11 protein-coding genes and 1 pseudogene are annotated in these 15,785 nt (G+C 61.6%); 5 read left to right on the top strand and 7 right to left on the bottom strand.

What is annotated here, in order from left to right; translation table 11 throughout:
- From ACIREA_RS03310 to asnB, 5 genes and pseudogenes are all read left to right on the top strand, one after another.
- A pseudogene (locus ACIREA_RS03310) lies at positions 1–372 on the top strand (hypothetical protein); the annotation flags it as partial.
- Between the two features lie 87 nt (positions 373–459).
- Positions 460–1,839 carry a murein biosynthesis integral membrane protein MurJ gene (gene murJ / locus ACIREA_RS03305; RefSeq protein ID WP_397380523.1) on the top strand — a complete coding sequence of 460 codons (1,380 nt, stop codon included), beginning with the start codon at positions 460–462 and terminating at the stop codon, positions 1,837–1,839.
- Positions 1,836–3,107, top strand: a complete 1,272-nt coding sequence (locus ACIREA_RS03300; protein WP_397380521.1) for an O-antigen ligase family protein — start codon at positions 1,836–1,838, stop codon at positions 3,105–3,107. Before murJ ends, ACIREA_RS03300 begins: the two co-directional genes overlap by 4 nt.
- Positions 3,104–5,242: a glycosyltransferase gene (locus ACIREA_RS03295; RefSeq protein ID WP_397380519.1), complete on the top strand. Its 2,139-nt coding sequence runs from the start codon at positions 3,104–3,106 to the stop codon at positions 5,240–5,242. Before ACIREA_RS03300 ends, ACIREA_RS03295 begins: the two co-directional genes overlap by 4 nt.
- Positions 5,243–5,245: 3 nt before the next feature.
- Positions 5,246–7,189, top strand: coding sequence for an asparagine synthase (glutamine-hydrolyzing) (gene asnB / locus ACIREA_RS03290; RefSeq protein WP_397380517.1), 1,944 nt, complete (start codon positions 5,246–5,248; stop codon positions 7,187–7,189).
- A 199-nt stretch (positions 7,190–7,388) separates the two neighbouring features.
- Here the strand turns inward: asnB and ACIREA_RS03285 are convergent, their stop codons facing one another.
- From ACIREA_RS03285 to ACIREA_RS03255, 7 genes are all read right to left on the bottom strand, one after another.
- Entirely contained in the window at positions 7,389–8,426 is a 1,038-nt protein-coding gene (locus ACIREA_RS03285; RefSeq protein WP_397380515.1) for an acyltransferase family protein, read from the bottom strand.
- Complete coding sequence (locus ACIREA_RS03280) at positions 8,423–9,124, bottom strand: GDSL-type esterase/lipase family protein (protein ID WP_397380513.1); 702 nt, start codon at positions 9,122–9,124, stop codon at positions 8,423–8,425. Before ACIREA_RS03280 ends, ACIREA_RS03285 begins: the two co-directional genes overlap by 4 nt.
- Positions 9,125–9,322: 198 nt before the next feature.
- Entirely contained in the window at positions 9,323–10,465 is a 1,143-nt protein-coding gene (locus tag ACIREA_RS03275) for a glycosyltransferase (RefSeq protein WP_397380511.1), read from the bottom strand.
- A gap of 73 nt (positions 10,466–10,538) precedes the next feature.
- Entirely contained in the window at positions 10,539–11,342 is an 804-nt protein-coding gene (gene lpxA / locus ACIREA_RS03270; protein ID WP_397380509.1) for an acyl-ACP--UDP-N-acetylglucosamine O-acyltransferase, read from the bottom strand.
- Positions 11,343–11,360: 18 nt separating this feature from the next.
- Positions 11,361–12,680: a bifunctional UDP-3-O-[3-hydroxymyristoyl] N-acetylglucosamine deacetylase/3-hydroxyacyl-ACP dehydratase gene (locus ACIREA_RS03265; RefSeq protein WP_397380507.1), complete on the bottom strand. Its 1,320-nt coding sequence runs from the start codon at positions 12,678–12,680 to the stop codon at positions 11,361–11,363.
- A 98-nt stretch (positions 12,681–12,778) separates the two neighbouring features.
- Positions 12,779–14,020, bottom strand: coding sequence for a PQQ-binding-like beta-propeller repeat protein (locus ACIREA_RS03260; protein ID WP_397380505.1), 1,242 nt, complete (start codon positions 14,018–14,020; stop codon positions 12,779–12,781).
- Positions 14,021–14,039: 19 nt separating this feature from the next.
- Entirely contained in the window at positions 14,040–15,767 is a 1,728-nt protein-coding gene (locus tag ACIREA_RS03255; protein WP_397380503.1) for a hypothetical protein, read from the bottom strand.
- Positions 15,768–15,785: the final 18 nt, after the last annotated feature.

The following is a 15,785-nucleotide window of genomic DNA, read 5'->3' as shown; positions in this document are numbered from 1 at the left end:
CCCCTCCCCGCGGCGCTCACCCTCTGGGTTGGTTGGGAGGCTTTGGCCGCGTCCGTAGAATCCTTCGTCCCAGCATCGCCCGTCGGCCCAGCCGCGCCCCCCTTTCCTAAAAGCGCCCATCTGGCAGCGCACCGCAAACGCCTCAGCCTGCGAGCACCCTCGAAGTCGGGCGGTTTGGCGAAGGGCGCATGGGAGCATCAGAAAGCCCGGCACGCCAAACACGCCCAACCTACGTTCCGCCCCACCTCCCAGCCCCTCCAGCCCGCCTTCCGCGCGCCTTTCACCACCCATCAATACAAAGACAGCCCAGCCCATCACGACGCGCCCAAGCCCCTTAAAACACGCTTTAAACCCCTGCTGGAGAACGAGTAAAAACCACCTGTCCTCCCCCGAATCCCCCCCTAAATATCCCGACCTCAAGTTTGCCCAATCGTTTTATGGTGTTTATAGTTTAGTAGAATGCCTGCAATCCGCCTCGTCCTACCAGCCCCCCTTCGTGCCTTGCTCGCACGCGGGGCCGGATCGGCCATGGTCTCGGGCTTTCTGCTGGTGGCCCTGCTCACGATGGTCGGCAAGATCGTCGCCTTCGCCAAGGACGCCCTCGTCGCCAACAAACTCGGCACCGCCAGCGAGCTGGACGCCTTCATGCTCGTCTTCGGCTTTTACACCTTCATCGGCTCGGTGCTGGGCGGCGGCATCCCCGAATCCTTCGTGCCCGCCTACGCCGAACTGCGCGAGCGCCGGGGCCTGCGCCGTGCCTATCGCCTTGGGCTTCAGAGCGTCGCATCGCATTTCGCGGCGTTGCTCATCTGCGGCGGCCTGCTGGCTCTGGCGGCTCCCTCGGTGGTCGCATGGACGACGAAAGGCTTCGAGCCTGCCAAGCAGGCGCTCGCCGTGAGCCTGCTGCGCGGCCTGCTCCCCTTCCTGCTCTGCTTTGGCGTGGCCCAGCACCTCGGCGCCTGGCTGCGTGCCGGGAAGACCTTTCTGCTGGCGGCCTCCGCACCGATGCTCGTCCCCCTCGGCATCGTCATCGCATTGCTGCTTGCTGGAAATCAGGTCAATGCCTGGACGCTCGTCTCCGGCACGGTCTGGGGTGCAGTGGCGCATCTTGCGGTGCTGCTGGTGGCCATCATTCGCCGCCTGCCGCGCCGTCTGAGCTGGTGGCGCTGCTCCCTGCGCCATCGGGAGCCGGGACTGCGCGTGGTGCTGCGCAATGCCGTGCCGTTCCTCATCGGCGGTGTTGCCTTTGGCAGTGCAGTGGTGGTGGATCAAACCATGGCCGCATGGCTCACCGCCGGCTCTGTGGCCGTGCTGGGCTATTCGGATAAAGTCTGCGCCATCGTCCTCGCCGTCACCGCCGGACCCGCCTCGGACGTGCTCTTCCCCCACTTCGCCGAGCTCGTCGCACGCCGCGATTGGAACGGCCTGCGCAAGCGGCTCTTCGCCAGCGCCGGGATCATCGTCAGCGCCTCGCTGCCCATGACGCTGGCCATGTGCTTTCTCGCCCCCTGGATCGTCCGCATCTTGTTTGAACGCGGCGCCTTTGGCCCGCAGGACACCCAGCGTGTGGCCGAGGTGCTGCGCTACGCGGCCTTCCAGATTCCCTTCTACATTCTCGGCACCGTGGCCGCACGGATCGTCATCTCCTTGCAGGCCTCGCGTTACATGCTCACCATCGCGTTCAGCGCCCTCTTTCTCAATGCTTCGCTCAACTGGCTCTTCATGCGCCATCTGGGTGCTGCGGGCATCGCGCTTTCCACCACCATCGTGCATTGCATCTGCGCCCTCGCCACCTGCGGCACCTGCCTGCTGGTGATCCGCCGAAAGGAGGCCGCATGAACGCCGCCCCCATGATGCCGGCCTACATGCAGATCGCCGCGAAACGCCGCGAGCGTCTGGTGAAGTTTCTCCTCCTGGCCGCGCTCGCGCTGCTGGTGCCCGCCATGACCAAGGCCCTGTACTGGGCGGATGGAGCGGGCGTCATTCCCTTCAAACCGCGCGACTACACCCTGCTCACGCTCGCCGGTGCCGGAGTGATGTCTCTGCTGAACAAGCCCAGCATCTGCCCGCCCGCTTTTTTGATGCTGATCGTGCCGCTGCTGCGCGTGCTCGATGCCGCATTTCTGCAACGCTTCACCATCACCGCCCTGGGGGATCACAGCGTGGTGGTGATGTCCCTGCTCTCGAACTTCCTCGTGACTTTCACCACCGTGCTGCTGCTTTCCACGGAGCCATGGCGGCGTGTGGCCATGTGGGCTGCCGTTTGCACCGCCGTGCTCTCCGCAGGCTGCGTGTATTACGAATGGCTGGGCTTCCGCTCCTTCACGCGCATTCCTGGCCGCATGGCCGGCTTCCCGGACGACCCCAACGACCCGCCGATCATCATCACGCTGATGCTCTCGGTCATCTTCACGCTGAATCCCCGCTTCTGGTGGAACGTCGCGCTCATCGGCTTCGTCTCACCGGCCATCGCCCTCACCCTCAGCCGCAGCGGCATGGCGGTGTACTCCTGCCTGATGCTCTGCTACATCATTGGGAACCTGCGCCAGCACTTCATGGGCATGCTGCTCCTGGTCGCCATCAGCGTTCCTCTCGCAATCGGTGGCGTGGCGATCCTGGCCCAGTCGTCCACCAAGGTCGGGATCATGACCAACAAGGACACCACGGACCGTCTCAAGGCCATCTACGAACTCGACTTCGAGCGCATCAAATCTCCCGAACGCGGCAAGGATCTGCAGGACGGCTGGGAGGCCGCCGGTAAAAAGCCGCTCTGGGGCCATGGCACCGGCGCGGGCACCAGCATCTGGAAGCCGCACAATCAAATCGTCTCCCTCTGGATCGACATCGGCATCCCCGGCGTGCTGCTCTACATAGGCGGCCTGCTGATGCTGACCGTCCGCTGCTTCATGCTCAAGATGCGTGGTTTCTACTGCCTCGTCCCGCTGTGGCTGTTCATCCCCTGCAGCCAGATTCTTGTCGAATCCCCGCACTACTGGTTCGCCGCCGCCGTCTGCTGCAATCTGGTATACTCCGGCCGCTTCCGCCTCGTTCTCTCCGCGCCTCCCAAGACACAGGCCACGCCCCACTCCCCGCTGCCGCAGTCATGAAGATCGCCTTCATCATTCGTGATCTCGGCCACGGCGGCGCCCAGCGTCAGCTCGTGCTTCTCGCGGGCGGCCTCGTTCGCGCAGGCCACGAGGTCAGCGTGCTGCATTTCTACGACGGTGCCTTTCGTGCGGAACTCGAGGCAGGCGGAGTGCAGACGATCTGCATTGGCAAAAAGAGCCGCTGGGATCTCGCCGGCTTTTTCATCCGCCTTATCAAAGCAGCATGCAGCGTCCGCCCCGAGGTGCTCCACGGTTACCTCGCGGAGTCCAATCTCATGGCGCTGTTCCTGAAGCCCTTCTGCGGCTTCCCGCGCATCGTCTGGGGCGTGCGCGATTCCCAATCCGACGCGCACCTCTGGGGCATGCTCAGCAAGGCAAGCTTCCGCCTGAACTGCCTCCTCGCCCGCTTCGCCGATCTCATCCTCTGCAACTCGCAGGCCGGGCGCGACTACTACGCCGCCCGTGGTTATCCGCTCACGAGGATGCATGTCATCCCAAACGGCATCGACACCGAGCGCTTCAAGCCGCAGCCGCGCACTCAGAACGAGGTCCTCACCTTCGGCCTCGTCGGTCGCATGAACCCGATGAAGGACCACGCCACCTTCCTCGCTGCCGCAGCCCTCGATCCGCATGCCAGGTTCATCATCGTCGGCTCGGGTGATGCCGCCTACGAGCAGCAGATGCGCGACCTCTCCGCCAGACTCGGACTCGCCGACCGCGTGACCTGGCTGCCCGCGCAGCACGACATGCCTGCCGTGTATGCGAAGTTCGACTGCCTCGTAAATTCCAGCGCCTTTGGCGAAGGCTTCTCCAACGTCATTGGCGAAGCCATGGCCTGCGGCGTGCCCTGCATCGCCAGCAACGTCGGCGACAGCGCCTGGATCATCGGCGACAAAACGCAGGTCTTCCCCGTCGGTGATCACACCGCGCTCGCCCAATGCATGCTCGCCTTCCAGCCGCACAACCCACGTCAGCGCATCGTGGATGAATTCAGCGTGGCCAGGCTCATCGAGCGCACCAGCCGCCTGCTTTCCAAAAAGGTGCTGTGGCTCACCACCGGCCTCGGCAGCGGCGGCGCGGAGATGATGCTGGTCCAGCTCATTCGCGGCCTGCCGCAGTTTCAGCACGTCGTCATCTCCCTCACCGCAGGCGGCAAACACGCCACCGCGTTGCGCGAGGCCGGCATCGAAGTCCACAGCCTCGACATGCCCGCCGGCAAACCCACGCTGAGCTCCCTGTGGCGCTTGTTCAAAGTGGTCCGGCAGACCCGCGCGGATGTGCTCATGGGCTGGATGTACCATGGTTGTTTCGCCGCCGTGCTCGCACGCTTCATGCGTTTCAAACGCGTGCCCATCATCTGGAACGTGCGCCAGAGCCTCTACGATCTGAAGCACGAAAAACGCGGCTCCGCACTCGTCATCCGTGCTCTCGCCAAGCTGTCCAGGCTGCCGCAGCGCATCACCTACAACACGCAGACGGGTGCTCGTCAGCATGAGGCCATTGGCTTCCGCTCCAGCAAAACGCAGCTCATTCCAAACGGCTTTGATCTCGCCAAATGGCAGCCCGGCAAGCCAGTCCCCGGCCGCATCGGTCGCTTTGGCCGCAATGCCCCCATGAAGGATTACGCCACCTTCATCGCCGCTGCGAAACTCATCGCGGAAAAACGCCCTGACACGCAGTTCATCATCGTTGGTGCAGACACCGAAACACTCGACGTTCCCGCCAACATCCAGCTCCTTGGCGAACGCCACGATCTGCCCCAACTCACCGCCTCGCTCAACATCGCGGTCTCCTCCTCCGCCTTTGGCGAAGGCTTTCCCAACGTCGTCGGCGAAGCCATGGCCTGCGCTGTTCCCGTCGTCGCCACCGACATCGGCGACACCCGCTGGGTCACCGGTGAGGCCGGCCACCTGGTGCCGCCGGGCGATCCCGCTGCGCTTGCCAAAGCCTGCATCGAATTGCTCGAATCCGGCATCACTCAAGATCCCGCCGCACGCACACGCATCGAGCAGCAGTTCTCCATCGAGAGCGTCCTGCAAAAATTCGCCGCCTTGTTGAATTCATCTCACGAATCCGCCGCAGCCCCCGTAGCCCCGGTGCCGCATCCTCTCGAATCCCCCCTTCCCCATCCCTGATCCATGTGCGGCATCGCTGGTTTCTTCAATCCTCCCTCAGCGTGCCCCGCGCACGAGATGAACGCCATCGTCACTGCGATGACAGACGCCATCATCCTGCGCGGCCCCGATGACTCCGGCGCCTGGGTTGACTCATCCAGCGGCATCGCCCTGGGCCATCGCCGCCTTTCCATTCTCGATCTCTCACCGCTCGGCCATCAGCCGATGAACAGCGCCGATGGCCGCTTCGTCATCGTGTTCAATGGCGAGATCTACAACTTCCAGGATCTGCGCGCCGAACTCGAACCCCTCGGCCACACCTGGCGCGGTCACTCCGACACCGAGATCATGCTCGCCGCCTTTCGCCAATGGGGTGTCATTGCAGCCACCCAACGCTTCAACGGCATGTTTGCTTTTGCCGTGTGGGACAAGCAGGAACGCATGCTGCACCTCGCCCGCGATCGCATGGGCGAAAAGCCCCTCTACTACGGCTGGATCGGTGAGACGTTTGTCTTCGCCTCCGAGCTAAAGGCCATCCAGCGCTTCCCCGGCTTCAATGCCGCCGTGGATCGTGAAGCACTCACCGCCCTGCTGCGCTTCAATTACATCCCCGATCCGCTCTGCATCTATCAGGGTTTCAAAAAGCTGCCACCCGCTGCGATGCTGAGCTTCAAAGCTCCCTCCGAGCGCCCGCAGCCCGGCTACTACTGGAGCCTGCCGCACGTCGTCGAACGCGGCCTCGACAATCCCTTCACCGGCACCGAAGCCGAGGCCATCGACACCTTTGAGTCCATGCTCAAGAAAGCCGTGGGCATGCGCATGGTCTCCGACGTGCCACTCGGCGCTTTCTTGAGCGGCGGCATCGATTCCTCCCTCATCGTCGCGATGATGCAGAAGCAGAGCGCCCGCCCCGTACGCACCTTCACCATCGGCTTTCATGAGAAGCAGTACAACGAGGCTGAGATCGCCAAGAGCGTGGCCAAGCACCTCGGCACCGAGCACACCGAAATGTACGTCACCGGTGAGGACGCGCTGAATGTGATCCCGCAACTGCCCGCGCTCTACGACGAGCCGTTTGCCGACTACTCGCAGATTCCCACGCACCTCGTCTGCAAGATGGCGAAGCAGCACGTCACCGTGGCCCTCAGCGGCGATGCAGGCGATGAACTCTTCGGCGGCTACGAACGCTACGCCATGGGCCGCAGCCTCCACAGCAAATTCGCCTGGATGCCCCCCGCCGTGAAAAAGATGGCAGCAGCCGCGCTCACCGTCATGCCCGCAGGCGTGATGAACAGCATCGGCTCCAAGCTCCTGCCCAAGAGCAAGCGCCACATTCCCGTCGGTGATAAATTGCACAAACTTGCCGAAGTCGTCGCCGCACCCGGCATGGAGACGCTCTATCTCAACCTCATGTCCTACTGGAAAAAGCCCACGGACATCGTCATCGACGGCAAAGATCCCGTCACCGCCATCACCAACACCAAGGCATGGCCGCGCGTGAGTGACTTCACCCACCGCATGATGTATCTCGACATGGAGACCTACCTGCCCGGCGACATCCTCACCAAAGTGGACCGCGCCGCCATGGGCGTCAGTCTCGAAGGCCGCATCCCGCTGCTCGACACCAACCTCATCGAGTTCGCCTGGACCATCCCGTATTCCATGAAAGTGCGCGATGGCAAAGGCAAATGGCTCATGCGCGAAACGCTCTACCGCCACGTGCCCAAGGCCATGATCGACCGCCCCAAGCAAGGCTTTGGCATTCCATTAGAAATCTGGCTGCGCGGCCCCCTGCGCGAATGGGCGGAGGATCTGCTCAGCGAGTCACGCCTCAAACGCGAAGGCTTCTTCCACCCCGCCCCCATCCGCCAAAAGTGGCAGGAACACCTCAGCGGCACCCGCAACTGGCACTTCTACCTCTGGGACATCCTCATGTTCCAGGCCTGGCTGCAGGCGCAGCGCGTCTGAAATCCAATGCAGCCCCGGAGCGCGGACCTCCGAGTCCGCAGCAGGTGATTCACGGAAGGGGCGGGTAAGTTCGCATCAACCTCCTCAAGCCCGTTGGCTCTCGTCTCGGAGAACCAAACAGAGGAATCGCGGAGCCACATGCATTTGCGGTATGCTGCGGGCTCGGAGGCCCGCGCTCCACCAGCGTATTGGTGCCACCTCACGTAAACCGCCGCATCTTATCCCGCACCCAGCGCATCGACGGCCGCTCAATGCAGACCGAAATCACCCACGCCAGCACCACCATCGCAGCCACCGTCACGCCCAGACGCAGCCACGCCGAGTCCATCACACCACCCAGCGCATTCAAAAGCACCAGTCCGATGTTTTGGTGAATGAGATACAGCGGGTACGAAATCGCCCCCAAAAACACCAGCGGCTTCGCATTCAGAAAAGGCAGCCTGCCCGTCGTGGCCAGATGCAGCAGCAGACCAAAACCCAGCACAAACGCAAAGTGCAGCGGAAAGGCCGCCTTCCAATACGCCAGCGCCGCGCATGCCACCAACACCAGCGTATGCCCAATGCTCCACGCCCGCCGGCGGTGCGCATCGTATAAAATCATCCCCACGCCAAACAGGTGAATGTAGTCGAGACTGGTCACCGCCTTGATCTTCCCAGTCAGTCGATAAACCAACGACTCCGGCTGCCCATAGGTGAGCACACCATGCGCCGCAGCCGCAGCCCCAAGCCAGAGCAGCAGCACCGGCACCGTCAGCTTCTTGAAGGCCCCCAGCCGATGCAGCATGAGCATGGCGATATAAAACAAGATCTCAAACTCCAGCGACCAATAAGCACCGTCGATCATCCCCGCACGCGCAAAACGTGGCAGCAGGGTGATGTTCCATAGCGCATCGCGTGGCGTGACCTCCATCCCCGGCAGACCGTAGTTGGCAGTGACCACCAGCGTGATCAGCGCACAGGCCCAGAACGTCGGATACAATCGCGAAAAGCGCCCCACCGCGAAGTGCATCGCGGATCTCGCACGATCCAGCGTCATGAAGATGACAAAGCCGCTGATCATGAAAAACAGGTCCACCCCCGTGCCGCCATACGAAAACTCAAACGGCGGGTCGTAGAGGTGAAACGTCCAGTTCTTCGCGATGCCGCTGGTGAAATGAAACAGGATGACCGCCATGGCCGCGATGCCGCGCAATGCATCCAGTTCAGCGATTCGCAACGTGGGATTGATCGACTTCATGGCAGGGCGGCAGGCAGTTTGAGAACAGGCGTAAGCTCACGAGCCAGCACGACATAACCAGCCTTGGAAAGATGCAGATGATCCTCCTGATAAAGCTGCAGCCGCTGATTGCCGTCCGTTTCCAAAAATGCAGACGAAAAATCCAAGAACTCCACCTTGTTCCGACCATCGAGCTTTGTGAGCCCCCCATTGATCTCACCAATCCAGGGACGGATCGGCGACGCCGCCTCATACACCGGCAGCAACCCGAGCAGCACGATGCGCGTCGTCGGATGCCGCGTGTGAATGCGCTCCACAATCGCTTCGATGCCACGTGTCGTATCAGCAGCGCTGAAGTGCCGCCAGAAATTGTTGATGCCAATCATGAGCACCACCGTCTCAGGCGACGGCCCGTCCAGAATGCCATGCTCAATGCGCCAGAGCACATGCTGCGGCCCTTCACCACCGATGCCAAAATTCAGCGCCTGCGCAGGAGCGATGCGCCTCTGCCAGATCTCCTTGTCCCAGCTCTCCGTGAGCGAGTCCCCAATGAAAATGATCTTGGCCTGCGACTGCTTCATCGTCTCAGCCTGCTGCTTCACCGTGCTCGCCCAATACTCCGTATCATCGCGCATCGCAGGCTCCCACGACACCTCCGCTGCATTCCCCACCAAGGCGGCAAGGCAGAACAGACCGAGAAGATGTCGGAACAATGACATGGAAGCGGAAAAGCTAAGCGCCTGCGCTCACGAGATCAAGCAGCGTGGCAAAACAACCGAGCGCAGATGAGCACACTTATCATTCGTGATCACCTCAATGCGAATCCCCTCTCCCCACCGCTGATTAGGCAATTCCCATGACTCCCTTTGGGGAGAGGCCGGGTGAGGGGTCACCCCATTCTGAAGGGCGAAATGCACTCATCGCCCCACCTTCTGCTCATACTCCCGCACAATGGCCCCGAAACACGCCTCCTGGCTGAACCTCGACTCCGCAATCTCCCGATGATTCGAAGCCCTCCCCAGCCCGCAATCCTGCGCCCATTGCCCAATCACCTCCGCAAAGCCATCCACATCCTCCTTGCCCGCCGACCAGCAATGCGACAGCCCCATTGCCGTGAAGTCGTTGTTCCCCGGCACCTGGCTCAATATCACCGGCAGGTCACAGGCCAGCGCCTCCAGCACCGCAAAGGACAGCCCTTCGTAGCGTGACGTCAGGATCATCCCATCCAGCGCCTGATAAAATGACAAAGGCTCGGACAGGTAGGTCTGGCGAACAATGCGCGAACGAATGCCCAGTTGATCAGCCAGCGCCGCACACTCAGCCGAAAGCTCGCCCTCCCCCAGATGATACAACCACAGCTCGGGCCTTTTTTGGCAGGCTTTGGCAAACGCGCGATACAGCGTCGGCGGGTCCTTTTGAAACGCCAGCCGCCCCACCGATCCCAGCAGGATGGCATCCTCAGGCACACCCAAAGCCGCACGAATCTCCTTCCGCTTCGCTGCATCCGCAGGCCGAAAGCGCACACAGTCCACCGGATTCGCAATCAAGCGCAGCCGCGCCTGCGGAATCTTCAAGGAGTCCCTCGCAAACGCCCGCTCTCCCTCAGACAGGTTGATCGTCGTGCCAATACGTCCGAGCACCGTCTCGATCGCATTGAACACCCGGGACTTCATCCCGCCCTTGCCCGACAAGCCGTAATACGCATGCGGCGTGTAGAAAACCGGCTGCCTCACACCAAGGCATACCAGCGCACGCGCCAGTGCGCCCGCCTTTGAACTGTGCGCATGGATCACATCCGGCCGCGCCTCCGTCACCAGCCTGCGCAGTTTCAGCAGCGCCGCCACATCACCGGGGCCGGGCGCATTGCTCACCGCGAGATTCACCGTCTTGCCACCTGCCGCAGAAACCTTCGCCACCAGCTGCGTCAGCCGGTCCGAACCCCGCACATCCGAATAGGCCAGATGAATGCGATGCCCCCGCTCCATCAAAAACGACGCCAGTGCCTCGACGTGCCGGAACACGCCATCAACGCCAGGTTCGGTGACTAGAAGGATTTGCATCGAAGAAAGCCAATTTAGCACCATTCAGCGCAGGCACGAAAGCAAGGATGCACTCTGCCGCGAGAATACCGCCTCAGTCTTGCTCTTCCGCTTCAGCTTTGCCGCCGAGGATAATACCCCGCTTGGTCGTGGCGACGAAGTCGGTGAAGGCGGCGGCCTCCGGCGTGAGCTCTCCAGCACGGAGTTCCTCCACGGCCTGGGCGTTGTTCAAACCACAGCGATAAACTTTGCGAAACGCCTCACGCAGGGAGCGCATCTGCTCACGGGTGAATCCCGCGCGCTGCAAACCCACAATGTTCAAGCCGCGCGCACGCGCCGGATTGCCATCCGCCGTGCAGTAGGGCGGGATGTCCTGCACGACTTTGGCACAGCCCCCGATGATCGAACGCGTGCCGATGCGGCAAAACTGATGCACCGCCGTCAGCCCGCCAATGATGACGTGGTCCTCAACGACCACATGCCCGGCCAGCGTGCCATTGTTGGAAAAGATGACGTGATTCCCCACGATGCAGTCATGCGCGATGTGCACGTAAGAGAGGAAGTTGTTGTTGCTGCCGATGACCGTCTTGTCACCCGCAGACGTGGCACGGTGCACGGAGCAAAACTCACGAAAGGTGTTGTTGTCACCCACTTCCAGCCAGGTCGGCTCGGCGCTGTATTTCAAATCCTGCGTCTGCTGACCGATGGACCCATAGGAGAAGAATTTGTTGTTCTTCCCGATCTTCGACGGCCCCATGATCGTCACGTGGTGCTGCAGCCAGCATCCGTCTCCGAGCTCCACGTCCGCGCCAATGATGCAATACGGACCGATGTGGACATCCACACCGATCTTGGCGGAGGGGTCAATGATGGCGGTCGGATGGATCGAGGCGGGCATGCGTGAACAATCTATCTTTTAGCGATCCACCACACTGAACATCAGCTCGGCCTCGGAAACGACCTGCCCATTCACACTGCAACGGCCAATGCCGCTGGCGATGCTGCGCTTGGTCTTGAGGATTTCCGTCTCGATGAGGAGCGTGTCGCCCGGCAGCACCGGCCTGCGCCACTTCACATTGTTGGCGCTCATGAAGTAGCCGATCTTGCCCTGATTGCCGGGCATGCGCAGCAGCACGATGCTGGCCACCTGCGCCATCGCTTCGAGCTGCAGCACGCCGGGCATGATCGGATGGCCGGGGAAGTGACCCTGGAAATACGGCTCGTTGATCGTGACATTCTTGATGCCCGTGCACTTCGATTCGCCTTCGAATCCGATGATGCGGTCCACCAGCAGGAAAGGATAGCGGTGCGGCAGGATGTTCATCACCTCGTTGATGTCGAGGACGGCCTCGCCACCCGGGATGTGCACCGGCGCCGGCACCATGCTGCGCATCTGATTATACTGCGCCACGATGGCGCGGGCCAGCTCCGTGTTTGGCCCGTGACCGGGACGCACCGCAATGACGTGGCCCTGGATGCGTTTGCCGGAGAGCATCAGGTCACCCACGATGTCGAGAATCTTATGCCGCACGAACTCGTCCGCAAAGCGCAGTGGCTGCTTCGAAAGCAGTGTGTCCCCACGAATGACGACCGCCGCCTCCAGTGTGCCGCCTTTGATGAGTCCCTTCTCCATCAGCGGAGCGATGTCCTCGTAATACACAAAGGTGCGCGCAGCGGCGATTTCCTTCTCGTAGGTCTCAGGATTGATCTCAGTGCTGAAATACTGCGTGAAGCGTCCGCCCGGGCCGACGTTGGTGCAGGAGATGCGGAATTTCTTGTCGGGAACGATGGTCAGAATCGTGCCGTCGCGCGTTTCCTGGTAGATCGGCTCACGAACTTCGAACACCTTGCGCGCTTCCTTTTGCTCCTGCAGTCCGGCGGACTTGATCAGTTCCACAAAGGGCATCGAGCTGCCATCGGCGATGGGCGGCTCATTGGCATCCATCTCGATGATCGCATTGTCCACGCCCATGCCCGCGAGTGCGGAGATGACGTGCTCGACGGTGTGCACATTGACACCGCCCTCGGCAATGGTCGTGGCACGCTCCACTTTCTGGACCTTCTCGACCAGCGCCGGAATGAAGGGTTTGTCCTCCAGATCGATGCGGCGAAATTTGAAACCAAAGTTCTCCGGGGCGGGTTGGAGGGTGAGTGTGACCTGTTCGCCGGTATGCAGCGAGGTGCCCGTCATCGAGACGGACTTGGCGAGTGTATGCTGACGGTCAGTGGCGGCCATAGGCGGGAGCGCGTTCGTTAGCGTCGCGGCCGGTTGGGGTCAAAGGGAAATGCAGAGCATGCACCTCCCCTCCCCGGGCTAATCCCGACACCCCGCCCCTACTTATTCCCGATGCACCACAGGTGCTTGTAGCCCCGGATGAAAAGCTGGCCGTCGCTCACGGCGATGGACCCAATGATTTTCTCCCCCAGTGCATTCGTCGCCAGCAGCTCAAATTTCGGGCTGGCCTTAAAGACGAAACAATCGCCGATTTGATTCGCCGCATAGCATTTGCCATCCGCGCTCAGCACCAGCGAAGACCAGTTGTTCCCCTTGAGACGCTCCTGAAACACCATCGCCCCCGTCTTGAGGTCCCGGCACTCGGCGATCCCGCCGTCACTCAGGATGTAATGATAGCCATCATGCACCACCCCGCTGCCAATGCGCTGGCTGACCTTCGGCAGCTGCCAGACACGATTTTTCTCCGTCACATCCCCGTCGCCGCCGGTCTTCACCGCCAGCGCAGCACCACCGTAGCCGCTCATGGCAATCATCACCCCATCGGCAAACAAGGGCGAATTATAGACGAGGTCGGTCAGGCCGCCCGAAGTCCACAGCTCTTTGCCGGTCAGCGGATCAAAGGCACAGGCGCGCCGGGGGTAGCTCATCAGCAGTTCATACCGTGCACCGGTTTTGCGCAGCAGCGGATCGCTCCACGATCCCAGCCACTTCTTGTCCGCACCTTCGCCGGAGGCGCCGCCCGGCTCCTTGTGCTGCCAGATCGTTTTGCCAGTCTTTTTGTCAAAGCAGTACAATACTGTGTTCTCCCCGGGCCCGAAGTTCAGAAACACACGGTCTCCCGCGAGCACCGGCGAAGTCCCGTTGCCCCAGATGTGGTGCTGCTTTCCCAGATCCGTGCGCTTCCACACTTCCTTGCCATTCATGTCATAGCAAAACACACCCGCCGAGGCAAAGTACACGATCACGCGCTCGCCATCCGTCGCCGGTGAAGCCGCACAGTAAGGATTCGTGGCATGCGTGAGTTCCGGCTCCCGGTAAATTGTTCCCGCCTCCCAGAGCTGCTTGCCCGTCTTTTTATCAAAGCACAGCAGCAGCCGCTTCCCCTCCTTCTCAATCGCCTGTGTCACCAGCACTTTGTCCCCCCACACCACCGGCGTCGAATTCCCCCGCTCCGGCAGCTCCACCTTCCACACCACATTTTCCGTCTGGCTCCACTTTTCGGGCAGCTTTGACTCCGCTGAAGTGCCGTCCCCATTCGCCCCACGCCACATCGGCCAGTTCTCAGCGTGCAGTGCGGCCAGGGGACCAAGTGCGAGGATAAGCCATAGTGTGAATTTCATAAGGTGAGGATATACGCTGTTACTTGGCTGCAACTTTGTACCCAACGTAAGCCGTGGAACTGATGCCCAGCAGCGTGGTCAGGTAGGGATCAAAGGTTGGCATCTGCCAGTCGGCAAGACTTTGCCAGATGAAGACGAGCCCAAGGACGCCATTCCAGACGATCATCTGCAGGCGTGAGATTTCCGCCTCTCCTCCTTCGGAGACGATGTCTTCCAGAAAGGAACGGCTGGGCACGGACCTTCCGCTGGAACCAACGAAAGAGGCTGCCAGCAGGGTGCCGCCATTGATGCCGAGAAGCAGCGGTGCGGAGCCGGAAAGCACGTCCATCTGCGCTTTCATGGCCCACAGAAAAAGATAGCAGCCGGTGCAGATGGCGAGCCACCAGGCGAAGACCACGCGCGAGGCGCTCCAGGGGCTCTGGGTCCAGCTGGTGATCACCGGATCATTCTCCGGCACGCTGGTGCGCAAAGTGCCGGTCTGCATGGACACGAGGATGATGAGCCACAGCACGCCGGCCATGGCCGCCCAGGCGATGGAACGCATGAGCACCGGTCGCAGGGGAAGCGTCACGATGCAGTCATGTTGGAGCGTGCCGCCATTCACCACCGTGGGCATTTTAAGCGTGGTGATACGGCCATCGGCATCGGCAGTGCGCAGGGAAACGGTGATGGAGGCCTTGCTGTCCACGCCATAGGTGGTGACGAGATCGCGCCATTGATCCACCTCCGTGCTGACGGGTGAGATGCGGCGGAAGAGCAGCACATTGAGCGTGTCATCGTCGGTCTGGCCTTTGAGCGTGGCGCCGGCCAGGGTGCTGTGGCCCTTGGCATCCGGCTGCATGCTGGCAAACTCACGGCCGCCGATGGTGAGGCACAGGTTGCACCTGCTGGTCTCAAGCCAGGCCTGAAACTTGAGCTTGTCATCCTTGAGCTTTTGCTCCCAGCGCATGCCACGTTCGGAAATGAAACGGGCAAAGGTTTCCGGATTGTGCGCGAGTGTCTCGCTGATCTTGAAGTTCCCCAGCAGTTCGGGTTTTAGCTTTACCTGTTCCACCAGCCAGTTCTGAAACGTGATCATGCTTGGTGTGAGTGTGACCGGAGCCAGCTCAGGGCGTTTGTCTGTCTGGCCGCGAACATCCGCATCGTTGAACATCTGCTCCAGTGTGGCGGCCTCAGGCACGCCGGGCTTTCCAAGAAGACGGGGGTCAATGATGATCTCACGCAGCCATTTGCGGAAGGCAGCCTCCTGCGCGGCGCTCTGCACCCGGCCTTTGTTGGATCGAAGAGAAAGATAGGTGCGGTAGGAGGCCGGCGTGAATCCGGAGTCTTTGAGCAGGGCTTCGTTTCCTTCCGCACGATCCATGAGCCACCCGTCGAAATTGCGCACCCAAACGGTGAGCATCGGGGGCATGAAAATACCGCGCGCTCCGTCCATCTGCTCCCCTTTGTCCCCACATTCGCCGAGGCGCGCGGCAAAGACCACCTGCGGCGGCACATCCGCGCCCACAGGCACAACAAGCTCCCCCAGCGGCCGGGTCATGATCATGCCGCTGTTGAAAGCCGCGTGCAGCCCAAACACAATCAGCGGCACGGTGAGGAGCGCCAAAAAGCTGAACTTGGGATTGAACGTTTCAGGCGCCAGGAGGATGCGCAAATGCTCGATCAGCAAGGTGAGGCGGCGCTTTCTGACGGGAACAGCGGAGGGTGGTGGCAGCACGGTGGGCGGTGGCGTCACGTCATTACTCATGGGATGTCTTGGGGGTGT

This window comes from Prosthecobacter sp., from assembly GCF_044373815.1.
In the GTDB taxonomy this organism is placed as follows: domain Bacteria; phylum Verrucomicrobiota; class Verrucomicrobiia; order Verrucomicrobiales; family Verrucomicrobiaceae; genus Prosthecobacter.
The sequence above is the reverse complement of the archived record's forward strand: the minus strand, read 5'-3'. Positions and strand labels throughout refer to the sequence as shown.